Origin of the sequence: Burkholderia sp. IDO3, from assembly GCF_003366075.1 — a bacterium.
In the GTDB taxonomy this organism is placed as follows: domain Bacteria; phylum Pseudomonadota; class Gammaproteobacteria; order Burkholderiales; family Burkholderiaceae; genus Burkholderia; species Burkholderia anthina.
On sequence record NZ_CP028963.1, the window covers coordinates 3,180,541 to 3,205,750 of the forward strand.

The 25,210-nt window shown below is 66.6% G+C and carries 24 protein-coding genes and 1 tRNA gene; 14 read left to right on the plus strand and 11 right to left on the minus strand.

What is annotated here, in order from left to right; genetic code table 11:
- Positions 1–18 precede the first annotated feature (18 nt).
- The 6 genes from ispE to hisC all read left to right on the plus strand — a co-directional run bounded on the left by ispE (position 19) and on the right by hisC (position 4,723).
- A complete protein-coding gene (gene ispE, locus DCN14_RS29590; protein WP_096507365.1) occupies positions 19–900 on the plus strand; it encodes a 4-(cytidine 5'-diphospho)-2-C-methyl-D-erythritol kinase in 882 nt (293 codons plus the stop codon).
- 53 nt (positions 901–953) lie between these two features.
- Positions 954–1,030, plus strand: a tRNA-Gln gene (locus DCN14_RS29595).
- Positions 1,031–1,074: 44 nt separating this feature from the next.
- A complete protein-coding gene (locus tag DCN14_RS29600; protein ID WP_059233164.1) occupies positions 1,075–2,037 on the plus strand; it encodes a ribose-phosphate pyrophosphokinase in 963 nt (320 codons plus the stop codon).
- Between the two features lie 163 nt (positions 2,038–2,200).
- Positions 2,201–2,806: a 50S ribosomal protein L25/general stress protein Ctc gene (locus DCN14_RS29605; protein ID WP_096507366.1), complete on the plus strand. Its 606-nt coding sequence runs from the start codon at positions 2,201–2,203 to the stop codon at positions 2,804–2,806.
- A gap of 120 nt (positions 2,807–2,926) precedes the next feature.
- Complete coding sequence (gene pth, locus DCN14_RS29610) at positions 2,927–3,526, plus strand: aminoacyl-tRNA hydrolase (RefSeq protein WP_096507367.1); 600 nt, start codon at positions 2,927–2,929, stop codon at positions 3,524–3,526.
- Positions 3,527–3,655: 129 nt separating this feature from the next.
- A complete protein-coding gene (gene hisC / locus DCN14_RS29615) occupies positions 3,656–4,723 on the plus strand; it encodes a histidinol-phosphate transaminase (RefSeq protein WP_096507368.1) in 1,068 nt (355 codons plus the stop codon).
- Between the two features lie 89 nt (positions 4,724–4,812).
- On the opposite strand, the gene DCN14_RS29620 is transcribed toward hisC, so the two are convergent.
- The 3 genes from DCN14_RS29620 to rsmD all read right to left on the minus strand — a co-directional run bounded on the left by DCN14_RS29620 (position 4,813) and on the right by rsmD (position 6,362).
- Positions 4,813–5,079, minus strand: a complete 267-nt coding sequence (locus DCN14_RS29620) for a YfhL family 4Fe-4S dicluster ferredoxin (protein WP_039321670.1) — start codon at positions 5,077–5,079, stop codon at positions 4,813–4,815.
- 59 nt (positions 5,080–5,138) lie between these two features.
- Entirely contained in the window at positions 5,139–5,636 is a 498-nt protein-coding gene (gene coaD / locus DCN14_RS29625; protein WP_014895999.1) for a pantetheine-phosphate adenylyltransferase, read from the minus strand.
- 111 nt (positions 5,637–5,747) lie between these two features.
- Positions 5,748–6,362 (minus strand): 16S rRNA (guanine(966)-N(2))-methyltransferase RsmD, encoded by a 615-nt coding sequence (gene rsmD, locus DCN14_RS29630; RefSeq protein WP_096507369.1) that lies wholly within the window; start codon positions 6,360–6,362, stop codon positions 5,748–5,750.
- 201 nt (positions 6,363–6,563) lie between these two features.
- Between rsmD and ftsY the strand changes: the two genes are divergently transcribed.
- The gene (ftsY, locus tag DCN14_RS29635) at positions 6,564–7,709 is read left to right on the plus strand and encodes a signal recognition particle-docking protein FtsY (RefSeq protein WP_096507370.1); all 1,146 of its coding nucleotides are present in this window, start codon (positions 6,564–6,566) and stop codon (positions 7,707–7,709) included.
- Between the two features lie 77 nt (positions 7,710–7,786).
- On the opposite strand, the gene maiA is transcribed toward ftsY, so the two are convergent.
- The gene (gene maiA, locus DCN14_RS29640; RefSeq protein ID WP_096507371.1) at positions 7,787–8,431 is read right to left on the minus strand and encodes a maleylacetoacetate isomerase; all 645 of its coding nucleotides are present in this window, start codon (positions 8,429–8,431) and stop codon (positions 7,787–7,789) included.
- Between the two features lie 200 nt (positions 8,432–8,631).
- Between maiA and ybiB the strand changes: the two genes are divergently transcribed.
- Both ybiB and leuA read left to right on the plus strand, forming a co-directional pair.
- On the plus strand, positions 8,632–9,606 hold the full coding sequence (gene ybiB / locus DCN14_RS29645) for a DNA-binding protein YbiB (RefSeq protein ID WP_096507372.1): 975 nt from the start codon (positions 8,632–8,634) through the stop codon (positions 9,604–9,606).
- Positions 9,607–9,997: 391 nt separating this feature from the next.
- Entirely contained in the window at positions 9,998–11,644 is a 1,647-nt protein-coding gene (gene leuA, locus DCN14_RS29650) for a 2-isopropylmalate synthase (RefSeq protein WP_096507373.1), read from the plus strand.
- A gap of 143 nt (positions 11,645–11,787) precedes the next feature.
- Here leuA and DCN14_RS29655 read toward each other — a convergent pair whose 3' ends face one another.
- Together DCN14_RS29655 and DCN14_RS29660 are read right to left on the minus strand one after the other, a co-directional pair.
- A complete protein-coding gene (locus DCN14_RS29655) occupies positions 11,788–12,171 on the minus strand; it encodes a nuclear transport factor 2 family protein (protein ID WP_096507374.1) in 384 nt (127 codons plus the stop codon).
- A 46-nt stretch (positions 12,172–12,217) separates the two neighbouring features.
- Entirely contained in the window at positions 12,218–12,787 is a 570-nt protein-coding gene (locus tag DCN14_RS29660; RefSeq protein WP_096507375.1) for an acyloxyacyl hydrolase, read from the minus strand.
- 361 nt (positions 12,788–13,148) lie between these two features.
- Between DCN14_RS29660 and rpoH the strand changes: the two genes are divergently transcribed.
- The 5 genes from rpoH (at position 13,149) to cydX (ending at position 17,606) form a co-directional block, all read left to right on the plus strand.
- Entirely contained in the window at positions 13,149–14,084 is a 936-nt protein-coding gene (gene rpoH / locus DCN14_RS29665) for an RNA polymerase sigma factor RpoH (protein WP_096507376.1), read from the plus strand.
- Positions 14,085–14,409: 325 nt separating this feature from the next.
- Positions 14,410–14,694, plus strand: a complete 285-nt coding sequence (gene cydP, locus DCN14_RS29675) for a cytochrome oxidase putative small subunit CydP (RefSeq protein WP_172441933.1) — start codon at positions 14,410–14,412, stop codon at positions 14,692–14,694.
- Entirely contained in the window at positions 14,684–16,261 is a 1,578-nt protein-coding gene (locus DCN14_RS29680) for a cytochrome ubiquinol oxidase subunit I (RefSeq protein WP_096507379.1), read from the plus strand. The genes cydP and DCN14_RS29680 overlap by 11 nt, the downstream gene beginning before the upstream one ends.
- A gap of 31 nt (positions 16,262–16,292) precedes the next feature.
- On the plus strand, positions 16,293–17,429 hold the full coding sequence (gene cydB / locus DCN14_RS29685) for a cytochrome d ubiquinol oxidase subunit II (RefSeq protein ID WP_096507380.1): 1,137 nt from the start codon (positions 16,293–16,295) through the stop codon (positions 17,427–17,429).
- 54 nt (positions 17,430–17,483) lie between these two features.
- Positions 17,484–17,606 carry a cytochrome bd-I oxidase subunit CydX gene (cydX, locus tag DCN14_RS29690; protein WP_014895987.1) on the plus strand — a complete coding sequence of 41 codons (123 nt, stop codon included), beginning with the start codon at positions 17,484–17,486 and terminating at the stop codon, positions 17,604–17,606.
- A gap of 192 nt (positions 17,607–17,798) precedes the next feature.
- On the opposite strand, the gene nagE is transcribed toward cydX, so the two are convergent.
- From nagE to DCN14_RS29715, 5 genes are all read right to left on the minus strand, one after another.
- Positions 17,799–19,562, minus strand: coding sequence for an N-acetylglucosamine-specific PTS transporter subunit IIBC (gene nagE / locus DCN14_RS29695; RefSeq protein WP_096507381.1), 1,764 nt, complete (start codon positions 19,560–19,562; stop codon positions 17,799–17,801).
- 87 nt (positions 19,563–19,649) lie between these two features.
- Positions 19,650–22,232: a phosphoenolpyruvate--protein phosphotransferase gene (ptsP, locus tag DCN14_RS29700; RefSeq protein WP_096507382.1), complete on the minus strand. Its 2,583-nt coding sequence runs from the start codon at positions 22,230–22,232 to the stop codon at positions 19,650–19,652.
- 15 nt (positions 22,233–22,247) lie between these two features.
- Positions 22,248–23,255, minus strand: a complete 1,008-nt coding sequence (locus tag DCN14_RS29705) for an SIS domain-containing protein (RefSeq protein WP_096507383.1) — start codon at positions 23,253–23,255, stop codon at positions 22,248–22,250.
- The gene (gene nagA / locus DCN14_RS29710; protein WP_096507384.1) at positions 23,248–24,351 is read right to left on the minus strand and encodes an N-acetylglucosamine-6-phosphate deacetylase; all 1,104 of its coding nucleotides are present in this window, start codon (positions 24,349–24,351) and stop codon (positions 23,248–23,250) included. The genes DCN14_RS29705 and nagA overlap by 8 nt, the downstream gene beginning before the upstream one ends.
- A gap of 96 nt (positions 24,352–24,447) precedes the next feature.
- On the minus strand, positions 24,448–25,182 hold the full coding sequence (locus DCN14_RS29715) for a GntR family transcriptional regulator (protein WP_096507385.1): 735 nt from the start codon (positions 25,180–25,182) through the stop codon (positions 24,448–24,450).
- Between the last annotated feature and the right edge of the window lie 28 nt (positions 25,183–25,210).

Below are 25,210 nucleotides of genomic sequence, written 5' to 3' on the forward strand. Positions count from 1 at the left end.
CCTAGCCCCGACATACGCATGACCGATTCGACCCGCTCGCTGCGCAATTGCCTCGCGCCCGCGAAACTCAACCTGTTCCTGCACATCACCGGCCGTCGTCCGAACGGCTATCACGATCTGCAGAGCGTGTTCCAACTGCTGAACTGGGGCGACACGCTGCACTTCACGCTGCGCGACGACGGTCGCGTCGCACGCGTCACGGACGTGCCTGGCGTGCCCGAGGAAAGCGACCTCGTCGTGCGCGCCGCGAACCTGCTGAAGGCCCACACGGGCACCGCGGCCGGCGTCGACATCGAAATCGACAAGTGCCTGCCGATGGGTGCGGGCCTCGGCGGCGGCAGCTCCGACGCGGCGACGACGCTGCTCGCGCTGAACCGCCTGTGGCAGCTCGACCTGCCGCGCACGGCGCTGCAATCGCTCGCGGTAAAACTCGGTGCTGACGTCCCGTTTTTTGTTTTTGGAAAAAATGCGTTCGCAGAGGGTATCGGGGAGGAATTAGCTGAGGTACAATTGCCGACTCGCTGGTTCCTGGTTGTGACGCCGCGAGTTCATGTCCCCACCGCTGAAATTTTTTCAGATGAGTTGTTGACAAGGGATACGAAGCCAGTCACAATTGCTGACTTTCTTGCACAGCAAAACAGCGATGCGGGATGGCCAGACAGTTTCGGCCGGAACGATATGCAGCAAGTTGTAGCAAGTAAGTACGCGGAAGTTGCACAGGTGGTCAAATGGTTGTATAATGTGACCCCCGCGAGGATGACAGGCTCCGGAGCAAGTGTGTTTGCGGCGTTTCGCAGCAAGCATGAGGCAGAAGCGGCGAAAGCCAAGCTGCCCACCGGCTGGAACGGTGCAGTTGCCGAGAGCTTGAACGAGCATCCGCTCTTCGCTTTCGCATCATGAAGTTTTGCTTTATCGGATGGCCTACAAGTCCGGTAAAGTTATCAGTTAAGTGTAGGGGAGTCGCCAAGTTGGTCAAGGCACCGGATTTTGATTCCGGCATGCGAGGGTTCGAGTCCTTCCTCCCCTGCCAAAAATTTTCCCGCATTTCCCGCCTAAGCCTGAAGCAGGTGCACGATGAGCAGCCACAGCCATGATGGCTTGATGGTCTTTACTGGCAACGCGAATCCCGCGCTCGCCCAGGAAGTCGTCAATATCCTTGGAATTCCCCTCGGCAAAGCAATGGTCAGCCGGTTCTCCGACGGCGAGATCCAGGTCGAGATCCAGGAAAACGTGCGCGGCAAGGACGTCTTCGTCCTGCAATCCACGTGCGCGCCGACGAATGACAACCTGATGGAACTGATGATCATGGTCGATGCGCTCAAGCGCGCATCCGCCGGCCGGATCACTGCTGCCATCCCCTACTTCGGCTATGCCCGCCAGGACCGTCGCCCGCGTTCGGCGCGTGTCGCGATCTCGGCGAAGGTCATCGCGAACATGCTGGAAATCGCCGGCGTCGAGCGGATCATCACGATGGATCTGCACGCCGACCAGATTCAAGGCTTCTTCGACATTCCGGTCGACAACATCTACGCAACGCCGATCCTGCTGGGTGACCTGCGCAAGCAGAACTACTCGGATCTGCTCGTCGTGTCCCCGGACGTCGGCGGCGTGGTGCGTGCCCGTGCACTCGCGAAGCAGCTCAACTGCGATCTCGCGATCATCGACAAGCGTCGTCCGAAGGCGAACATCGCCGAAGTGATGAACATCATCGGTGAAGTCGAAGGCCGTACCTGCGTGATCATGGACGACATGGTCGATACGGCAGGCACGCTCTGCAAGGCTGCTCAAGTGCTGAAGGATCGCGGCGCGAAGCAGGTGTTTGCCTACGCGACGCACCCGGTGCTGTCGGGCGGCGCCGCCGATCGTATCGCCGCATCGGCACTCGACGAGCTGGTCGTCACCGATACGATCCCGCTGTCGGCCGAATCGCTGGCCTGCTCGAAGATCCGCTCGCTGACGAGCGCGAGCCTGCTGGCCGAAACGTTCTCCCGGATCCGCCGCGGCGATTCGGTGATGTCGCTGTTCGCGGAATCCTGATCGCGTCACGACACGACAAAGTAATGCGCGGAAAGCGAAGCGGCGACGCTTCGCTTTTTGCACAATCGGACGGGATAGACGAAACCCCGTCCGCTTCATCGGGGGCCGCCATTTCGCCGGCCCCGTTTTACTGCCTGGTCGCGGGCAGCTATTGGAGAATCACATGAAAGTCGTCGCTTTCGAGCGCCAAGAGCAAGGTACGGGTGCGAGCCGCCGCCTGCGCAACGCTGGCAAGACCACGGGTATCGTCTACGGTGGCGAAGCTGCCCCGCAAAAGATCGAACTCGATCACAACGCGCTGTGGCACGCACTGAAGAAGGAAGCCTTCCACTCGTCGATCCTCGACCTCGAAGTGGCTGGTCAGTCGCAACAGGTTCTGCTGCGCGACGTGCAATACCACCCGTTCAAGCAACTGGTGCTGCACGTTGACTTCCAGCGCGTCGATGCGAAGAAGAAGCTGCACACGAAGGTGCCGCTGCACTTCCTGAACGCTGAAGTCAGCCCGGCAGTGAAGCTGTCGAGCGCAATCGTCTCGCACGTCGCGACGGAAATCGAAATCGAGTGCCTGCCGACGGCTCTGCCGGAATTCCTCGAAGTCGATCTGTCGAAGATCGAAGCAGGTCAGTCGCTGCACGCGAAGGACATCACGCTGCCGAAGGGCGTCGCGCTGGTCGCGCACGTCGACGCGGAAAACCCGGTTGTCGCATCGGCGACGGTCCCGGCTGGTGCCGTGTCGGACGCAGCAGAAGGCGAAACGCCGGCTGCCTAAGCGGTCGCCTATGCGCCCGTTCGATCCGTTTCACGAAACGGTCGACGCAACCCGCCGCGGCTTGCCCGGCGGGTTTTTCTTTTTCTGCGCCCAGGCGGCTCCTGCCGCCCACGAAACGTCATGATCAAACTGATCGTCGGCCTCGGCAATCCCGGGGCGGAATACACCGCGACGCGCCACAACGCCGGCTTCTGGCTGATCGACCAGCTCGCCCGCGAAGCAGGCACGACGCTGCGCGACGAGCGCCGCTTCCACGGCTTCTACGCGAAAGCGCGCCTGCACGGCGAGGAAGTCCACCTGCTCGAGCCGCAAACCTACATGAACCGCTCCGGCCAGTCGGTCGTCGCGCTCGCGAGTTTCTTCAAGATCCTGCCCGACCAGATCCTCGTCGCCCACGACGAACTCGATCTGCCGCCCGGTACCGTGAAGCTGAAACTCGGCGGCGGCAGCGGCGGCCACAACGGCCTCAAGGACATTTCCGCGCACCTGTCGTCGCAGCAGTACTGGCGGCTGCGGATCGGCATCGGCCATCCGCGCGACCTGATTCCGGAAGGCGCGCGCGCCGGCGCGAAGCCCGACGTCGCGAACTTCGTGCTGAAGCCGCCGCGCCGCGAGGAGCAGGACGTGATCGACGCGTCGATCGAACGCGCGCTCGCCGTGATGCCGATGGTGGTGAAAGGCGAACTCGACCGCGCGACGATGCAACTGCATCGCAACTGAACGCGCATCGCACCGGCATGGTGCATCGTGCCGTCCGGCTGCGCCGGGCGGCCGCCCCTTCCCGCGCCATTGCGCACCGCAACGTCCACATGCGGTAATCTCATCGTTTTGCCCGTCAGGAGCCAAGCGGTGAGCCGTTACTGGAGCGACGTCGTTCAGCAACTCGTGCCCTACGTGCCGGGCGAACAGCCCGCGCTCGCGCACCCCGTCAAGCTGAACACCAACGAGAATCCCTATCCGCCTTCACCGCGCGTCGTCGCGGCGATTTCACGCGAACTCGGCGAAACCGGCGACACGCTGCGCCGCTATCCCGATCCGCTCGCGCGCGCGCTGCGCGAGACGGTTGCGGCCCATCACCGCATCAAGCCCGAGCAGATCTTCGTCGGCAACGGCTCCGACGAAGTGCTCGCGCATGCGTTCCAGGCGCTGCTCAAGCACGACCGGCCGCTGCGCTTCCCGGACATCTCATACAGTTTCTATCCGACCTATGCACGCCTGTACGGCATAGCGACCACCGTCGTGCCGCTCGCGGACGACTTCTCGATCCGGGTCGAAGACTATCTGGACGACGCAGGCGGCGTGCTGTTTCCGAATCCGAATGCGCCGACCGGGCGCGCGCTGCCGCTCGCGGACATCGAACGGATCGCGGCCGCGAACCCGTCGTCGGTCGTGGTGATCGACGAAGCGTACGTCGATTTCGGCGCGCAGTCGGCCATCACGCTGATCGACCGGTATCCGAACCTGCTGGTCGTGCACACGACGTCGAAGGCGCGCTCGCTCGCGGGCATGCGCGTCGGTTTCGCGTTCGGCGATGCGGGGTTGATCGACGCGCTGAATCGCGTGAAGGACAGCTTCAACTCGTATCCGCTCGACCGGCTCGCGCAGGTTGCCGCCCAGGCCGCATACGAAGACACCGACTATTTCGGTGCGACCTGCCGGCGTGTGATCGACAGCCGCGAGCGGCTCACGCACGCGCTCGACGGGCTCGGTTTCGACGTCGTCCCGTCGGCCGCGAATTTCGTGTTCGCGCGCCATCCCGCGCACGATGCGGGCGCGATCACCGCAAAGCTGAAGGATCGGGAGATTTTCGTGCGGCACTTCCGCGCGCCGCGAATCGACCAGTATCTGCGCATCACCGTCGGCACCGATGCCGAGTGCGACGCGCTCGTCGCGGCACTGCGCGAGCTGCTGGGCTGAAACGGAACCGGCGCCGAAAGGCGCCGGCCGGAAATCGTGACGCCATGACCGCGACGCGCGCAGCCATGCCGACGCGCGTCACCGCAGGGTCACTGCGCGTCGTCGCCCTTCGCGGCGATCAACGCATGGTACTTCTCCATCAATTGCGCGTGCGATTCGTCATGCTGCGGATCGCGCGGGATGCACTCGACCGGACACACCTGCTGGCACTGCGGTTCGTCGAAATGGCCGACGCACTCGGTGCACTTGTTCGGGTCGATCACGTAGATATCCGGGCCCATCGAAATCGCGCCGTTCGGGCACTCGGGCTCGCACACGTCGCAATTGATGCACTCGTCGGTAATCATCAAAGACATACTGATCTCACTTCTTCAGGCCGGCGGCCGGCTTCGCAACGAAACCGGCCGGCGCCGCGTCACGCGGCCGGGCCTCCCATCGCAGCGACTTTCTCGGTCAGCCACTTCTCGACGGACGGAAACACGAACTTGCTGACATCGCCGCCCAACTGCGCGATTTCTCGCACGATCGTCCCCGAGATGAACTGGTACTGATCGGACGGCGTCATGAACATCGTCTCGACGTCGGGCAGCAGATAGCGGTTCATCCCTGCCATCTGGAACTCATATTCGAAATCGGACACGGCGCGCAGGCCGCGCACGATCACGCGTGCGTTGTTGACGCGGACGAAGTCCTTCAGGAGGCCGGTGAAGCTCATCACCTTCACGTTCGGATAATGACCGAGCACCTCGTTCGCAATCGTCAGACGTTCTTCCAGCGAAAAGAACGGCTTCTTCGCGCGGCTGTCCGCAACGCCGACTACCAGCGTATCAAAAATGCTCGACGCACGCCGCACGAGGTCTTCGTGCCCGCGCGTCAGCGGATCGAACGTACCGGGATACACGGCGACTACCATGTCGCTCCTCCTGTCATCACGCAAACGGGTTGGCAGCCGTGCAATCCGCACACCGCCGCCGAGATGGGCATGCGTCGCCTTTGCGGCGCGCCGCCTCGTATGGAACGCGCATTATTCATCATTTTCGCGCCGCAGCAAATGATAGTGAACCGCACCGGCCTTGCCGTGCTTCACCACCTGCCAGCCCGCGAGCGCTTCGTGCGCGGCCGTGTCGAGCTCCGCGCCCGTCTCGACGTACAGCGCGCCGCCCGGCGCGACGAGCGATGCCGACAGCGCGATCGCGCGATCGAGCACGGCCTGCTCGCCGAACGGCGGATCGAGGAACACGACGTCGAACGCGCCCGGCGTCAGCCCGGCCGCGAGCCTCAGCGCGTCGGCTTCCGCGACCTCGACCGAGCGTGCGCCGAGCTTGTCCTTGATCGCGCGCAGTTGCTGCGCGGCGCGCGGGTGACGCTCGACCATCACGACGCTCGACGCGCCGCGCGACGCGGCTTCGAAGCCGAGCGCACCGGTGCCCGCGAACAGGTCGAGACAGCGCCGGCCTTCGAGATCCTGGCCGAGCCAGTTGAACAGCGTCTCGCGCACGCGATCGGGCGTCGGCCGCAGGCCGTCGAGATCGAGCACGGCGAGCGGCGTGCGCTTCCAGTCGCCGCCGATGATGCGGATCGTGTGCGGCTTGCCGCGGCCAGAGGGGGCCGCAGCGCGGCCGGAAGAGGAACGGGACATACGGAATATCGACAACGGAGGGACCGGGTGCGCACGAGGGCGCACCGCCAAACAGGCGCACGTTACCACAGCGGCGGCGCGCACTGACGCGAGCGCCCCGCCGCACTGATAAAATGCACGGTTTCGGCCGCCGTGCGCACGCAGGACGGCCCCTCCGGCGCTCCGCCATGGCGGCGCCCGCCCTCTTCCCGACGCCAGACCATGTTCAGCTTCTTCAAACGATTCAAGAAAACGCAGGAGTCCGACTCCGCGGAATCGCAATCGGCCGATGCGCCGCAACCGGACGAGACGTCCGAAGCGCCTGAAGCGCCCGCGCCCGAGGCCCCGCAAGCCCCCGTGCAGCCGGCCGCGTCGGCCGTCGTCATGACGGTCACGCCGGCCAACGACGGCAGCGACGAGGTCGTCGAAACGGTCGAGATCGTGCCGCCGCCCACGCAGGATGCGAGCGCGAAGAAATCGTGGCTCGCCCGCCTGAAAACGGGGCTCGCAAAAACAGGCTCGAGCATCACCGGCGTGTTCGTCAACACGAAGATCGACGAGGATCTGTACGAAGAGCTCGAAACCGCGCTGCTGATGTCCGACGCCGGTGTCGACGCGACCGAGTACCTGCTCGGCGCGCTGCGCGAAAAGGTGCGCGTGGGCCGGCTGACCGACCCGCAGCAGGTGAAGAGCGCGCTGCACGACCTGCTCGTCGAACTGCTGACGCCGCTCGAGAAATCGCTGATGCTCGGCCGCGCGCAGCCGCTCGTGATGATGATCGCCGGCGTGAACGGTGCGGGCAAGACGACCAGCATCGGCAAGCTCGCGAAGCATCTGCAGAGCTTCGACCAGTCGGTGCTGCTGGCCGCGGGCGACACGTTCCGCGCGGCCGCGCGCGAACAGCTGGCGGTCTGGGGCGAACGCAACAACGTGACGGTCGTGCAGCAGGAAAGCGGCGACCCGGCCGCAGTGATCTTCGACGCGGTCAGCGCCGCGCGCGCGCGCAAGATCGACGTGATGATGGCCGACACGGCCGGCCGCCTGCCGACGCAGCTCCACCTGATGGAGGAACTGAAGAAGGTGAAGCGCGTGATCTCGAAGGCGCACGACGGCGCGCCGCACGAGGTGCTGCTCGTGATCGACGCGAACACGGGCCAGAACGCGCTCACGCAGGTGAAGGCATTCGACGACGCGCTCGGCCTCACCGGCCTGATCGTCACGAAACTGGACGGCACCGCGAAGGGCGGGATTCTCGCCGCGATCGCACGGCAGCGTCCAGTGCCCGTCTACTTCATCGGCGTCGGCGAGAAGGTGGAAGACCTGCAGCCGTTCAGCGCAGCGGAATTCGCGGACGCGCTGCTCGGCTGAACGCCGCCGGCCCGCACCGCACAGGGCGCCTTCGGGCGCCCTTTTTCATGCGCGGCCGCCCGCCGGCGGCCGCCACGTCATTCGGCGTCGGGCTGCGCGCCGGGCTCGGCGGCCTTGAACGCGTCGAGCGTCGATGCGTAGTCGGCGATCCGCCGGATCGTCGGGAAGCGCGTCGTGTCGATCGAGAACCGGTTCGCGTTGAACACCTGCGGCACGACGCAGATATCGGCGAGCGTCGGCGTGTCGCCGAAGCACAGCTTGCCGGTGCGCGGATCGTTCGCGAGGCGCGTCTCGAGCGATGCGAAACCGGCCTCGATCCAGTGCCGGTACCATGCGTTCTTCGCTTCCTCGGGCACCTTCAGCGTGTGCTTCAGGTATTTCAGCACGCGCAGGTTGTTCAGCGGATGGATCTCGCATGCGACCTGCAGCGCAATCGCCCGCACATACGCGCGGTCGAGCGGCTGCGTCGGCAGCAGCGCGGGTTCGGGATGCGTCTCCTCGAGATATTCGATGATCGCGAGCGATTGCTGCAGCGTGGCGTCGCCGTCGACCAGCGACGGCACGACCGCATCCGGATTCACCGCGCGGTATGCGTCCTTCAGTTGCTCGCCGCCGTCGCGCAGCATGTGCACCGGGACGGTTTCGTACGGCAGCTGCTTCAGGTTCAGGGCGATCCGCACGCGGTACGACGCGGAACTGCGGAAATAGCTGTAGAGCTTCATGGGATGTCTCTGTTGGTCGTCTTCGGCCCGCACCGGTATGCGCGGCACGCGCGCGGCACCGCCGGGAACCAGAGTTTAGCGCGCCACGCCGCGTCGGCGCGCGCAGCCGTGCGCTTGGGCGAGCCGCGCCCGTGCGATACTCGGGGCATTCCTTACCGCTCACCGCGCGGCCCGATGCCGGCCGCCCGCCCCACGTTCCGATGACCGCTCCCCAAGACTCCGCAGCCTCGCCGTTCCCTTGCGCCCGCTTCATCAAGGAAATCGGCCGCGGCCCGCACGGCGCGCGCGCGCTGTCCGCCGACGACACGTTCGAACTCTATCGCGCAATGCTCGATGCGCGCGTGTCGGACGTCGAACTCGGCGCGATCCTGATCGCCTATCGCCTGAAGGGCGAAACCGCCGACGAGCTGGCCGCCATGCTCGCCGCCGCACAGGCGTCGTTCGAGCCGGTTCGCGTGCAGGACGCGGCGTTCCGCCCGGTGTCGATCCCGAGCTACAACGGCGCGCGCAAGCAGCCGAACCTGGTGCCGCTGCTCGCACTGCTGCTCGCACGCGAAGGCGTGCCGGTGCTCGTGCACGGCGTGGCGCGCGATCCGGGCCGCGTGACGAGCGCGGAGATCTTCTCCGCGCTGTCGATCGCGCCGTCCACGTCGCACGATGCGATCGAGGACACGCTCGCCGAGCGCCGCGTCGCATTCGCGCCAATCGACGCACTGGCGCCGCGCCTCGCGCGCCTGCTGGCGCTGCGCGGCGTACTCGGCGTGCGCAACTCCACGCATACGCTCGTCAAGATCCTGCAGCCGTTCGCGCCGACGGGCCTGCGGCTCGTCAACTACACGCATCCGCCGTACCGCGACAGCCTCGCGCAACTGTTCCGCGACCATCCCGACGCCGCGCTCGGCGGCGCGCTGCTCGCGCGCGGCACCGAAGGCGAGGCGGTGGCCGACACGCGGCGCCAAGTGCAGGTCGACTGGCTGCACGACGGCGTATGCGACACGCTGATCGAGGCCGAGCGCTCATCGACGGACGCCGAGCCCGTCGCGCTGCCCGAATCGCGCGACGCGGCGACGACGGCCGCATGGACGGATGCCGTGCTGCGCGGCGAAATCCCGGTGCCCGACACGCTCGCGCGACAGGTCGAAACGATCGTGCGGATCGCCCGGATCGCGCCCTGACCGCCGCGTGGGTCGCACCGGTTCGCGCCGATATTTCCGCCGACCATTTGACACGCGCCCGCATCCTGGCATAGAGTTGCCGACATGCGTTCCTTTCCGAACACCCTCCGAATTACCTCCGGCCGCCTAGCGCGGCCGCTATCGCTACGACTAGCCTAAGGCTGTCGTAGCGCCGTGTGCTGTTCGCACGGTCCCTCCCAGCAGTTCCTCGCAGCACCCTTCTCGCAGTTTTTACAACCCGAAGTCGTCAGCATTCGTCCGTCTATCCGTCGGTCGATTCGCGAAGATCATCCGTATCCGTAGCGCTATCCGGCGCCACGGTGCGAGGCAGCGCCAACCGTCGCCCATGCCGCCCGTCTTCGCTCGCGACTTGAGACCCGAGGTCCAGAAGATGAAACGCAACCCGCAAGACAAGTACCGCCCGTTCGAGCCCGTCCGCATCCATGGCCGCCGCTGGCCGACCCGCACCATCGAACGCGCGCCGGTCTGGATGAGCACCGACCTGCGCGACGGCAACCAGTCGCTGATCGAGCCGATGAGCATCGAACAGAAGCTGGAATTCTTCGACATGCTGGTCGCGATCGGTTTCAAGGAGATCGAAGTCGGTTTTCCGTCGGCGTCGCAAACCGACTTCGATTTCGTCCGCAAGCTGATCGACGAGAAGCGCATCCCCGACGACGTGACGATCGAAGTGCTCGTGCAGTCGCGCGAAGACTTGATCGCCCGGACGTTCGACGCGCTCGAAGGCGCGCCGCGCGCGATCGTGCACCTCTACAACGCGATCTGCCCGTCGTTCCGCCGCATCGTGTTCGGGATGTCGAAGGCCGACGTGAAGGCGCTCGCGGTCGAGGGCACGCGGATCATCAAGGAATACGCGGCCGCACGTCCGGACACGCAATGGACCTATCAGTATTCGCCGGAAACCTTCAGCATGACCGAGCTGACGTTCGCGCGCGAAGTGTGCGATGCGGTCGCGCAGACGTGGCGCCCGACCCGCGATCACAAGATGATCGTGAACCTGCCGGCGACCGTCGAAGCGGCGAGCCCGAACGTGTTCGCCGACCAGATCGAGTGGATGGACCGCAACCTCGCGTATCGCGACAGCATCGTGCTGTCCGTGCATCCGCACAACGATCGCGGCACCGCGGTCGCGGCCGCCGAACTCGCGCTGCTCGCGGGCGCCGACCGCATCGAAGGCTGCCTGTTCGGCAACGGCGAGCGCACCGGCAACGTGGACCTCGTCACGCTCGCGCTGAACCTCTACACACAGGGCATCGACCCGGGCCTCGACTTCTCCGACATCGACGCGGTGCGCCGCGTGGTCGAGCGCTGCAACCAGATTCCCGTGCATCCGCGCCACCCGTATGCGGGCGACCTCGTGTTCACCGCGTTCTCGGGCTCGCATCAGGACGCGATCCGCAAGGGCTTCGCGCAGCAGCGCCCCGACGCGGTGTGGGAAGTCCCGTATCTGCCGATCGACCCGGCCGACCTCGGCCGCAGCTACGACGCGGTGATTCGCGTCAACAGCCAGTCCGGCAAGGGCGGGGCGACGTTCCTGCTCGAACGCGGGATGGGCTTCACGCCCACGCGCCGCGTGCAGATCGAGTTCAGCGCCGCGGTGCAGACGCTCGCCGACGCATCCGGCGAGGAAGTAACGGGCGACGCGATCTGCGCGCTGTTCGCACGCGAATTCTTCGAGACGGATGGCCCGGCCGCGCGCCACGGCAACGGCGCACGCTGGCAGAACCACGAGATCGCGGGCGCGCCGCCGGCCGACGCGACGGCCGAGGACGCCGCGCAGCGCGCGGCCGCGGCGTTCGCAGCGGCGGCCGGCGTGACGATCGACGTCGCGTCGTGCGAGCACGCACGCGCGACGGACGGACGGATCGCGGTATCGGTCGGCTGCCGGGTCGGTGATGCGCCGCTGCGGCATGGCGTCGGGCTGCACGCCGATGCGGCAAGCGCCGCGCTCGACGCGGTCGCGAGCGCGATCAACCGCTCGGCGTGGCAATGCGCCGACCGCCGCGCGGCAGCCTGACTGCCGGGCTTCGCTTCAAGGTTTGAACGTCAGCGAGCGGTGTGTGACCGCCCGTGCGCCGCGCGATCCGCGCCGCACGGGCCAGCAAAAAGCGGCCCAGAAGGCCGCTTCGGTCGGGACATGAAAACGGGCGCTACCCGCGCTCACGTCTCGGTCGCACACCGCGTCGCCTGCCACGCCAGCAGGCGCCAGTGGCCCTGCTCGTGGGTGTGGACGGCGGTGTAGGCGATCGGGAACACGAGCCCGCCGTTGTTCGTTTCCATCTCGATCAACGCGCGCCCCGTGACGACGCAGGTTGCGTCGCCGACCGGCAGCAGATCCTGCGACTGGATTTCGATCTGGCGATAGCGGCGGCGGCCGGCGACGATGGCGTCGATGAACTGCTGCTTGGTTTCGCGCTTGCCGTTGGTGTGCACGAAGAACACCTTGTCCGACAATTGCGCAGCGAGCGCTTCGCCGTCCCCGTCCACCATCGCCCGGAACCGATCGCGCTCGAGCGCGCGGATCGCATCGACCACCTTCGCCATCGCCTGACTCCTCGGCAACGCGCCCGCCATGCGGGCGTAGTACGGATCAGAAGTTGTACTGCACGTAGAACTGGTGGAAATTTATACCAGGATTCGGCTCTTTGATACCCGCGTTAGACACATGTTCGAAACGGTAGCCGACCTGATACTGTTGCCGTTGGCCGAACTGCACGCCCACCCCTGCGGTCGGCGCGAACTGGAACGCGGTCGACACCGAGAAATTGTTCGAGATCGTCGGATGCGTCAGCAGCCGGATGCCGCCGCCGGCCTCGATGTACGGCCGAATGTCCCCTGCGCTCTTGATGAAACGGAACATCGGCGTCACGCCGAATTCGCCGATGCTGCTGTGGACGTTGCCGCCCGTGTGCCAGTAGCCCACGTGCCCCTCGACCGCGAACGCGAAATGCCAGCCGCCGATTTCCCACCAGTTCCAGCCCGGATCCCAAACCACGCCGAGATCGCCCTTGTCGATCCCGTGACGGTCGGAAAACCCGCCGCCCGCCTGGATCCCCCACCGATCCGCGAATGCTGCCGTCGATCCGCCAAGCAATGACGCAGCGAGCATCGCATGCAGCGCAAGCCGGCTGCGGGGCCGGCGATTCTTTTTATTGTTCATCTGACACTCCAACTTTTTGGGTTGAATGGAGCCTGCCGCAGCGGCCGGACTCGAGCGAACTGAATGGTATGGTAAAGGACTTTCCGGATCGGCATCACGAAGCGAAATGGTTTGCTTCTAAAACTACAAAAATCGAAATCGTCTACTGATTCCCATCGAAAACAACGGCTTACGGAACTTCGCCGCTTCATCCGGGTCGCACTTTAGACTATCGATTCGACTAACCCGATAGAAAAACCGGGAACTCCGATGCCCACGTGCGCTCTAAGGAATTAGCACTCGGATTGCGGGAGTGCTAAGATTGGCCCCGGAGTCTCATCCGAGACCAGGGGTTTGTCCCTGATTCCAAAGGAGTTTTTTAGTGAGCCACGCTTTGACCCTTCCGAATACCCTGAGCCCGACGCCGGCCAAGGCCGAATCGGCAGGCTCGCTGGCGCTCGCAACTCAATCGATGTTGTCGGGCCAGCTTGGCAACATCGACGCGTATATCCAGGCCGTCAACCGCATCCCGCTGCTGACCGCCGAGGAAGAACGCCAGTACGCAACCGAATTCCGCGACAACAACAACCTCGACTCGGCGCGCCGCCTGGTGCTGTCGCACCTGCGGCTCGTCGTGTCGATCGCCCGTAACTATCTCGGCTACGGGCTGCCGCACGGCGACCTGATCCAGGAAGGCAACATCGGCCTGATGAAGGCCGTGAAGCGCTTCGACCCGGCGCAAAACGTGCGCCTGGTGTCGTACGCGATCCACTGGATCAAGGCCGAGATCCACGAGTACATCCTGCGCAACTGGCGGATGGTGAAGGTCGCGACGACGAAGGCGCAGCGCAAGCTGTTCTTCAACCTGCGCAGCCACAAGAAGAGCATGCAGGCGATGACGCCCGAGGAAATCGACGGCCTCGCGCAGGAGCTCAACGTCAAGCGCGAAGACGTGACCGAGATGGAAACGCGCCTGTCGGGCGGCGACATCGCGCTCGAAGGGCAAGTCGAGGACGGCGAGGAGTCGTACGCGCCGATCGCCTATCTGGCCGATTCGCACAACGAGCCGACCGCCGTGCTGGCCGCGCGTCAGCGCGACATGCTGCAGACGGACGGCATCTCGCAGGCGCTCGACGCGCTCGACGCGCGCAGCCGCAGGATCATCGAGGCACGCTGGCTGAACGTCGACGACGACGGCTCGGGCGGCTCGACGCTGCACGATCTCGCCGCCGAATTCGGCGTATCCGCGGAACGCATCCGCCAGATCGAAGCGAGCGCAATGAAAAAGATGCGCACCGCACTCGCCGAATACGCGTAAAGCCCGGCGATTCAGAGCGCTTCACCCAAAACCGCTGCCCCACCGGCAGCGGTTTTTTTTCGCCTGTTTGTCCGCCGGCCGCCGCGCTTATTAATCGACCTTATTGATCGGGTATTGGGCGGCTTGCGCCCCCTTCCGCATAACCTTGATCTAACTCAAGTTTTTACCCGCAATTAGCGACGGTCTGCCGCAGCGCAGCACTCGGCATCGGAAAGCCGGCATTTTAAAATCGGCATGTCGGCGCAAAAGGATTAATAACAGCTCCACCGCCGCCATAAATCCGACGTAAAGTCGCCCCAAAACCGACGTAAATCGATTCAGGATTATCGCCTTGATCTCGATCAATAAAGAGCCTGCGCCGCCTCCCCCACCGGCCGCCGGTGCGATCGGCTGGCGCGCCCGCATCGCCGCGTGGGCCCGCGGGCCCACGCTCGTGCGCGACATCACGCTGGTGCTGATCGTCAAGATGATCCTCCTGATGTCGCTCAAATACGCGTTCTTCAATCATCCGCAGGCCGAGCACATGTCGCTGCCACCTGCCGTCGTCGCCGAGAGACTGCTTTCGGTGCCGGCACCCGCCTCTACCGAGGGAGACCACCATGATAAGTAGCGAAGTCGTCGATCTGTCGCGTCTGCAGTTCGGCATCACGGCGCTCTACCACTTCCTGTTCGTGCCGCTGACGCTCGGCCTGTCCTGGCTGCTCGTCATCATGGAAGCCGTCTACGTGATGACCGGCAAACAGGTCTACAAGGACATGACCCAGTTCTGGGGCAAGCTGTTCGGGATCAACTTCGCGATGGGCGTGACGACCGGCATCACGCTCGAATTCCAGTTCGGCACGAACTGGTCGTACTACTCGCACTATGTCGGCGACATCTTCGGCGTGCCGCTCGCGGTCGAAGGCCTGATGGCGTTCTTCCTCGAATCGACGTTCGTCGGCCTGTTCTTCTTCGGCTGGAACCGTCTGTCGAAGGTCAAGCACCTGATCGTCACGTTCCTCGTCGCGCTGGGCTCGAACCTGTCCGCGCTGTGGATCCTGGTCGCGAACGGCTGGATGAACAACCCGGTCGGCGCGGAGTTCAACTACCAGACGATGCGCATGGAAATGACGAGCCTGTTCGACGTGCTGTTCAACCCGGTCGCGCAGGTGAAGTTCGTGCACACCGTGTCGGCCGGCTACGTGTCGGCGGCGATGTTCGTGCTCGGCGTGTCGTCGTGGTACCTGCTGAAGAAGCGCGACGTCGACTTCGCGCTGCGCTCGTTCGCGGTCGCTGCCGGCTTCGGTCTCGCGGCGACGCTCTGCGTGATCGTGCTCGGCGACGAATCGGGCTATACGACCGGCGAAGTGCAGAAGATGAAGCTCGCCGCGATCGAATCCGAATGGGAAACGCAATCGGCGCCCGCGTCGTTCACGCTGATCGGCATCCCGAACCAGGAGGCACAGCGCACCGACTACGCGATCAAGATCCCGTACGCGCTCGGCCTGATCGCGACGCGCTCGATCGACGAACCGGTGATCGGCCTGCGCGAGCTGGCAAAGCTCAGCGAGGAACACATCCAGAGCGGGATGGTCGCGTACGGCGCGCTGCAGAAGATCAAGCAGGGCGACACGAGCGACGCGACCCGCGCGCTGTTCGATCAGCACAAGCAGTATCTCGGCTACGGGCTGATGCTCAAGCAGTTCACGCCGAACGTGACGGATGCGACGCCCGAGCAGATCAAGGCCGCCGCGAAGAAGACGATCCCGCCGGTCGCGCCCGTGTTCTTCTCGTTCCGGATCATGGTGGCGCTCGGCTTCCTGTTCGTCGCGACGTTCGTTGCCGCGTTCTGGTTCTGCGCGCGCCGCGAACTGCTGCAGGACAACCGCCGCTGGTTCCTGCGCTACGCGGTGTGGGCGATCCCGCTGCCGTGGATCGCGATCGAATTCGGCTGGATCGTCGCCGAGCTCGGCCGCCAGCCGTGGACGATCGCGGGCGTGCTGCCGACGCACCTGTCCGCGTCGAGCCTGCAGCCGAGCGACCTGTACCTGAGCCTCGCCGGCTTCATCCTGTTCTACACCGCGCTGTTCGTCATCGAGATCAAGCTGATGTTCAAGTACGCGCGCCTCGGCCCGTCGTCGCTGCACACCGGCCGCTATCACCACGAACTCGCCGCCGGCGAGCGCGCCGCGGTTTGAGCACGCCCCTGCAACGGAACAAGGAATCGCTATGGACTATGCAACTCTCAAGCTGATCTGGTGGGTGCTCGTGGGCGTGCTGCTGATCGGCTTCGCCGTCACCGACGGCTTCGACATGGGCGCCACCGCGCTGCTGCCGTTCCTCGGCAAGACCGACGACGAACGCCGCATCATCGTCAACACCGTCGGCGCGACGTGGGAAGGCAACCAGGTGTGGCTGATCACGGCCGGCGGCGCGATGTTCGCCGCGTGGCCGCTCGTCTACGCCGCGTCGTTCTCCGGCTTCTACTTCGCGATGCTGCTCGTGCTGTTCGCGCTGTTCTTCCGGCCGGTCGGCTTCGACTACCGCAGCAAGCGCCCCGATCCGCGCTGGCGTGCCGGCTGGGACTGGGGCCTGTTCGTCGGCGGCTTCGTGCCGGCGCTGGTGTTCGGCGTCGCGTTCGGCAATCTGCTGCAGGGCGTGCCGTTCCAGTTCGACAGCGACCTGCGCGTGACCTATTACGGCAGCTTCTGGGCGCTGCTGAACCCGTTCGCGCTGCTCTGCGGGCTCGTCAGCCTCACGATGCTCGTCGCGCACGGCGCCGCGTTCATCAAGATGAAGACCGACGGCGTGATCGCCCGCCGCGCGTCGATCGCGCTGCGCGTGTCGGCGCTCCTCGCGGTCGTGCTGTTCGTGCTGGCCGGCGTGCTGGTCGCATCGGCGATCGGCGGCTTCCACATCACGCACGCCGCACCGAACGATACGGTTGCGAACCCGCTGCTGAAGGACGTCGCCGCCGGCTCGGGGCTGTGGCTCGCGAACTACGGCGAATATCCGTGGATGATCGCGGCGCCGGTGGTCGGGATCGCCGGCGGCCTGCTCGCGCTGCTGCTTGCCGGCTCGAAGCAGGAAAAGACGGCGTTCTTCTGCACCGGCCTGATGATCGCCGGCGTGATCCTGACCGCGGGCTTCTCGATGTTCCCGTTCATCATGCCGTCGTCGCTCGATCCGCGCAGCAGCCTGACCGTGTGGGATTCGACGTCGAGCCAGAAGACGCTGCAGGTGATGCTGTTCGCGGTGATCGTGTTCCTGCCGATCATCCTGATCTACACGAGCTGGGTCTACCGCGTGATGCGCGGCAAGGTCACGCGCCAGACGCTCGAAGAGAACACGCACTCGATGTATTGAACCCGGCCGGGGCGCGCAAGCGCCCCGCCCTCCCGTTTCGCAAGGAGTCGGATCATGTGGTATTTCAGCTGGATTCTCGGTATCGGCGTCGCGCTGTCGTTCGGCATCGTCAACGCAATGTGGCTCGAAGCGCGGCAGAAGTCGCCGGAAGCGCCGGTGCGCGCCCGGCGCGACTGATCGATGTGCGGGGCGGTTCGCTCCGCTCCGCCGCCGCCCGCCGGAACGAACCTCGCTTCGCGCGAGGTTTTTTTCGTCCGGGCACCGCACCAAAGAAAAACGGCTTGCGATGCAATTCGCAAGCCGTTTCGTTTTGCCGACCAGCCCGATTCCGCGGCGCGGGTCAGGCCGGCGTCATCGTCGTGGTTCGCATCAGGCCGGTTGCGCGGCCGCGCCGCCGCCCGTCGACGGCAGACGCGCGCCGAGCTGTTCGGCATAGCGCGCGGCCGCGTTGCCGCACACGATGTGGAACGTATCCGTCGACACCCATGCGACGTCGAGCGCCCCAAGGCGGTCGCGATCGACCGCCGACGCATCGCGCACGACGACGCGCAGGCGCGTGGTCGCGATCGCGTCGAGCGACACGACGTTGGTCGCACCGCCGAACACGGCGAGCCAGCGCACCGGATCGGGGTCGAGCGGGCCGGCCGCCGCGCCCGTGACCGGCGGCGCGGCGGCGGCCGTGGCGGTCGCCGCGGCACCGGTCGCGCCGCTGCCGATGGCCGAGCGCATTTCGTCGGCAATGATGTCGGCTTCGGGCCCGATGATCACCTGCACGCTGTTGCCGCCGCGCTTGAGCACGCCACGCGCGCCGATCGACTTCAGTTGCGGCTCCGACACCTTCTCCGGATCGACGACGGTCAGCCGCAGACGCGTCGTGCATGCGTCGACGACCGTCAGGTTGCCCGCCCCGCCGAGCGCGGCGATGTAGCGCTGCGCGCGCGGCGCTGCCGCGGCGGCACCGGCCGCCGGCGCGACGAAACCGCCCGTCGCATACGACTCGGTCGCCGCATCGGCCGACGCCGGCTCGCGGCCCGGCGTGGCCATGTTGAACTTGCGGATGAAGAAGCGGAACAGCCCGTAGTACGCGATGCCATACGCGATGCCGAGCGGAATCGCGATCCAGCCCTTCGTCGACAATCCGTAGTTCAGCACGTAGTCGATCGCGCCGGCCGAGAACGTGAAGCCGAGCTTCACGTCGAGGATCTGGCAGATCGCGAGCGACAGCCCCGTGAGCACCGCGTGGATCACGTACAGCACCGGCGCGAGGAACATGAAGCTGAATTCGATCGGCTCGGTCACGCCGGTCAGGAACGACGTGAGCGCCATCGAGAACAGCAGGCCGCCGACCATCGCGCGGCGCTCCTTCGGCGCTTCGTGCAGCATCGCGAGACACGCGGCCGGCAGGCCGAACATCATGATCGGGAAGAAGCCCGCCATGAAGGTGCCCGCGGTCGGATCGCCCGCGAAGAAGCGGTGCAGGTCGCCGTGCACGATCTCGCCGCCGCCGGGCGGCGTGAAATTGCCGAACACGAACCAGGCGAGCGAGTTGATGATGTGGTGCAGGCCCGTGACGAGCAGCAGGCGGTTCAGGAAGCCGAACACGAACGCACCGATCGCGCCCGCCGTCGTCAGCCACTGGCCGGCCGCGTCGATCGCATGCTGGATCGGCTGCCACACGTATCCGAACACGATGCCCAGTATCACGCACACCAGCCCCGTGATGATCGGCACGAACCGCTTGCCGCCGAAGAACGCGAGGTAGTCGGGCAGCTTGATGTCCTTGTAGCGGTTGTACAGCAAGCCCGCGACCACGCCCGCGATGATCCCGGACAACACGCCCATGTTCAGCTTGGGATCGATGTCCTTCATGATCGCGGTTTCGATCAGGTAGCCGATCGCGCCCGCGAGTGCCGCCACGCCGTTATTGTCCTTCGCGAAACCGACCGCCACGCCGATCGCGAACAGGAGCGGCAGGTTGTCGAAGATCGCGCCGCCGGCGTCGGCGATCATCTTGATGTTGAACACATCCGGCTGCCCGAGTCGCAGCAGGATGCCGGCGACCGGCAACACCGCGATCGGCAGCATCAGGGCCCGGCCCAGGCCCTGTATTTTCAGAAACGGATTCCCGTTCATTCAGTCCTCCAATCCATGTCTCGTCGTTAATCGTCGTTGACCTAATTGCTTGCGTAGTGAAACGGGTCGCGCGCCCGCCGTCGACGTTCAGTCGAGCGGCCAGACTTCGCGGCTTGCTGCCCTTACCGCCTGTGCCGAGTCGAGTGCGAGCAGATCCTGCGCACGCTGGCGGCACAGCTGGTAATCGAGACGGCGCACGCGCGCCTTGATGCCCGGCACCGATACCGGATCGACCGACAGTTCGGTCACGCCGAGGCCGACGAGAATCGGCACCGCGAGCGGATCGCCGCCCAGCGCGCCGCACACGCCGACCCACTTGCCGTGCTTTTGCGCGCCGCGCACCGCGATGTCGATCAAGCGCAGCACGGCCGGATGCAGGCCGTCGGACTGCGCGGCGAGATCGGCCTGGCAGCGGTCCATCGCGAGCGTGTACTGCGTGAGGTCGTTGGTGCCGATCGACAGGAAATCCGCATGCTGCGCGAGCTGGTCGGCCAGCAGCGCCGCCGACGGCACCTCGATCATCACGCCGACCTCGATCGGCTCGGTGCGGCCCTGCGCCTGCGCGAATTCGTCGATGCGCTTCCTGATCCGCACGAGCTCGCCCGCGTCCGTCACCATCGGCAGCAGGATGCGCACCGCGCCGAACGGCTTCACCGCGAGCAGGCCCTGCAGCTGATCGTCGAGCAGATCCGGTCGCACCTGCGCGAGGCGGATGCCGCGCAGGCCGAGCGCCGGGTTCGGTTCGGGCGGCAGCGTCAGGTAATCGACTTCCTTGTCGGCGCCGACGTCGAGCGTGCGGATGATCGCGGTGCGGCCCTGCAGCGCGTCGACGATCGACTGGTAGCTCTGCTGGTGTTCGACGACCGTGGGCGCCGCCTGGCGATGGATGAACATCAGCTCGGTGCGCAGCAGGCCGACCGCGTCCGCGCCGTTGTCGACCGCGGTGTTCGCGTCGTCGAGCGTCGCGATGTTCGCGGCGATCTCGATCGCACGGCCGTCGATGGTCGCCGCGGCCGCGCCGGCCATCTGCCGGTTCGCTTCGCGTACACCGTCCAGACGCTGGCGCTCGTGCCGGGCACGCTCGACGTCGAGTGCAGTCGGCGCGTGTTCGAGGCGGCCCGCGCTCGCATCGACGACGACCTGCGTGCCGTCTGGAATCGCGTACAGCGCGTCGCCGACCGCGACGAGCGCCGGGATGCCGAGCTGACGCGCGATGATCGCCGCATGCGACGTCGCGCCGCCGCGTGCCATCACGAGCGCGGTCACGCGCTGGCGATCGAGCGACGACAGGTCGGACGGCGTGAATTCCTCGGCGGCCAGCACGGCCTCGTCAGGCAGCGTGCGTGTCGCGCCGCTCGTGTGGCCGAGTGCGCGCAGCACGCGCTTTTCGATGTCGCGCAGATCCGCCGCGCGCTCGGCGAGCAGCGTGTCGTCGAGCTTCGACAGCGTGTCGATCTGCGCGCGGATGGTCGCGCGCCACGCGAAGCCCGCGCTCTTGCCGAGGCTGATCTGGTCGCGCGCCGCATCGACGAGTGTCGGATCTTCGAGCAATACGCGATGCACCGCGAAGATCCCCGCCTCGCCGACCGCGCCGCGCGCGGATGCGTTGCGCACCGTTTCGCCGAGCTCGGCGTCAACCGCCTTCAGCGCCTGGTCGAGGTGGCGGCTTTCGGCGGCAGGCGTGCCGGCCGCCTGTTCGGGCGGCACGATGTCGGCATCGTCGAGACGCACCAGCGTGCCGACCGCGATGCCGGGCGCCGCGCATACGCCCGCGAGCGTGTTCGGATCGAGGGGCGCGCCGGTGTTGCGCACGATAGCCTGCGGCGCGGGCGAGCGCAGCCGGGCCGGCTTCTCCTCGGCCTCGCCGTGCGCTTCGCGCAGCAGTTCGTTCGCGATCGCATCGACCGCCTGTTGCGCGTGCGCGCCGCGACCGACCAGCTCGACGGTCGCACGTTCGCCGGCGCCGAGACCGAGCAGGCCGACCACGCTTTCGATCGACGCCTTGCGGCCGTCGAAATGCACTTCGACGTGCGCGTCGAGCCCGCGCGCGGCTTCGCGCGCCCGTGCGGCCGGCCGTGCATGCAGGCCGCCCGGCTGCGTCAGCACGATCTCGCGACGCACTTCGTTCATCGCGGCCGCACCGGCCTGCGCCGCCTGCGCGGCGGCTTCGCCCTTGCCGCGCAGCGCGAGCAGCGGCGTCTTGCCGGCCGTCGCGAAGCCGCTCGCGCGCTCGACGACGTCGAACGCGTCGGAGTTCGCGATCGCGATCACCGACACCAGCGAATGCGCGCTGCGCGCGACCGCGTCCTGGTCGAACTCGATCAGCAGGTCGCCCGCTTCGACACGCGCGCCGGCTTCGACGTGCGCCGTGAAGCCCTGCCCGTTCAGCTCGACCGTATCGATGCCGATGTGCAGCAGCACTTCCGCGCCTTGCGGCGTCGTGATCGTCACGGCGTGACCGGTGCGCGCGAGATGCGACACGATGCCGGCGCACGGCGCGACGAGCTTGCCTGCGAGCGGATCGATACCGATGCCGTCGCCGAACATCCCGCCGGAGAACACCGGATCGGGCACGTCGGCCAGCGCAACGATCGGCCCCGTCAACGGGGCAAGCAGAACGACCTGATCATGGGTGGAACTCTTCAACTGGGACTCCTCGGCGCGTCTCATCGGCTGTCTCGGCTATCAGTGCGTTTCGGTGACTTTGTTCAGATGGCGCGGCGTGTCGGGATTGCGGCCGCGCGCGACGGCGAGATCCGCCGCCATTACGTAGAACGAAAGAATGGCGGCGATCGGGTCGAGCGCCGAATGGGCGGACTGCGCGAGCGGCAAGGTCGCGCCGGGCGTGCCGGCGGGCGCCGCGAGCAACACGGCCGCGCCGCGTGCGCGCATGTCCTGCGCGAGCTGCAGCAGCCCGGCCTGCTCGGGCCCCGGCGGTGCGAACACGAGCAGCGGATAGTCGCGGTCGATCAGCTCCATCGGGCCATGACGGACTTCGGCGCTCGAGAACGCCTCGGCCTGAATGCCCGAGGTTTCCTTCAGCTTCAGCGCGGCTTCCTGCGCGATCGCCAGGCCGAGGCCGCGGCCGATCACGATCATCCGTTCGATCCCCGCGAGCGCGGCGACGGCCGGCGACCAGTCCAGCTGGCCGGCTTGCGCGAGCACGTCCGGCAGGCCGCGCAGTGCGGTCATCAGCGCGGCGTCGCGCTGCCAGTACGCGACGATCTGCGCGGACGCCGACAGCATCGCGATGTAGCTCTTGGTCGCGGCGACCGACAGTTCGGGGCCGGCCAGCAACGGCAACGGGTGCTCGCACGCATCGGCGAGCGGCGACGGCAGCACGTTCACGGCGGCGACGGTACGCGCACCGGCGTCGCGCAACGCGGCCATCGTGTTGACGAGATCGGGGCTCTTGCCCGACTGGGAGAACGCGATCGCGAGCTGGTCCCGCACTTTCAGCGGCGCCTGCTGCAGCGTCGCGACCGACATCGGCAGCGACGCGACGGGCACGCCGAGGCGGCTCATCGTCAGGCTCGCGAAGTAACTGGCGGCGTGATCCGAACTGCCGCGCGCGACCGTCAGCGCGACGGCAGGCGGGTGATCGAGCAGTTGGCCGGCGAGCGCTTCGACGCGCGTGGTGTCGGCGAGTTGCGCGGCGACGACCTGAGCGGACTCGCGCGCTTCCTTAAGCATATTCGACAATCGATTCTCCTTCGACGTAGGTCGCGGTGAGGTTCAGGTCGCGATCGAACACCGCGAGGTCGGCCCATGCGCCGCGCTCGAGGCGGCCGCGATCGGCGATGCCGAGGTAGTCGGCCGCATAGCGCGACATCCGGTTCGACACGTCGGCGATCGGCAGGCCGATCGACACGAGGTTGCGCAGCGCCTGGTCCATCGTCAGCGTGCTGCCGGCGAGCGTGCCGTCGGCGAGCCGCACGCCGCCGAGGCACTTGGTCACGTGCTGGCTGCCGAGCCGGTATTCGCCGTCGGGCATGCCGGTGGCGGACGTGCTGTCGGTCACGACGTACAGGCGCGGGATCGCGCGCAGCGCCGCACGGATCGCGCCCGGGTGCACGTGCAGCAGATCGGGGATGATTTCCGCGTACTCGGCATGCGCGAGCGCGGCGCCGACGAGGCCCGGGTTGCGGTGATGCAGCGGCGACATCGCGTTGAACAGGTGCGTGAAACCGCACGCGCCATGCTTGAGCGCGGCGACGGCATCGTCGTAGGTCGCGAGCGAGTGGCCGAGCTGCACGCGCACGCCGCGCGCGGCCATCTCGCCGATGATCTCGATGTGTCCGGCGATTTCCGGTGCGAGCGTGACGACGCGGATCGGCGCGATCGACAGGTACTTCAGCACTTCGTCGAGCACGGCCGACACGGCCGCGTCGGGCTGCGCGCCGAGCTTGCCGGGGTTGATGTACGGCCCTTCGAGGTGCACGCCGAGCACGCGCGCGCCGCCCGGCGTACGGGTGCGCGCGACGGTGCCGAGGTTCGCGACGACTTCCATCAGTTCGTCGCGCGGCGCGGTCATCGTCGTCGCGAGCAGGCTCGTCGTGCCGAACTGCGCGTGGGTGCGCGCGATCGTCTCGATCGCGTCGCCGCCTTCCATCACGTCGGCGCCGCCGCCGCCGTGCACGTGCAGGTCGATGAAGCCGGGCAGGATGTACGGCGCGTCGTTCTTCGCGGGGTCGGCGGGCGCGCCGTCGAGCGTGGTGATGCGGCCGTTCTCGCTATCGAGCGAACCGTGAATCCAGCCGTCGGGGGTAAGGATGTTTCCAGTCAGCATGACGTTTCTCTTGATGATCTGGTGACGCGGACATCCGCGTCGCGATTTGCAAATCGGTTGCGTTCGTTGCGCGTGGCGCGCGGGCAGTCTCGCGCGTCAGCGTTTCAGTTCGGCGACGAAGTCGTAGTAGTCGTCGCGGCAATACGTTTCGGACACTTCGATCGCGCGCTGGTCGGCGCCATAGCCGATGCGCGTGATCACCAGCAGGGCCGAGCCCGGCTTCACCGCCATCCACTTCGCGATCTCGTGCGTCGCGTTGGCCGCGCGAAAGTGCTGCAGCGCGCGCACGACGGTCATCCCGCGCGCGTCGAGGTATTCGTACAGCGACGCGCCGAGCGCCTGCGGATCCGGCAACACCGCGGCCGGCAGCGTCGAATGCTCGACGGCCATCACGATGCCGTCCGCGCGACGCAGCCGTTCGAGCCGCGCAACCGTCGCGCCGGGCGCGAGGCCGAGACGCGTGATCTCGTCGCGGTTCGCGGCGCGCAGCTTGCGCGACAGCCACACCGAATCGGGCCTGAAGCCGCGCTGCTGCATCTTCGCGGTGAAGCCGACGAGACGCGACAGCGGATCGGCGACACGCGGCGTGATGAAGCTGCCCGCACCGCGCGCCCGCTTGATCAGCCCCTGCTCGACCAGCAGCGCGAGCGCACGGCGGGCCGTGATCCGCGACACGCCGACCGACACCGACAGCAACCGCTCCGACGGCAGCGCCTCTCCGGCTCGCCACGCGCCGGCGTGAATCGCGCTCGCCAGATTGCGGGCGAGCTGCAGATACAGCGGCGTGTCGTTGACGGGATCGGGCGCCAGTTCGGCCCAGCCGGTTTCCATGTGCCTCCGGGTGTCGGACGACGATCTC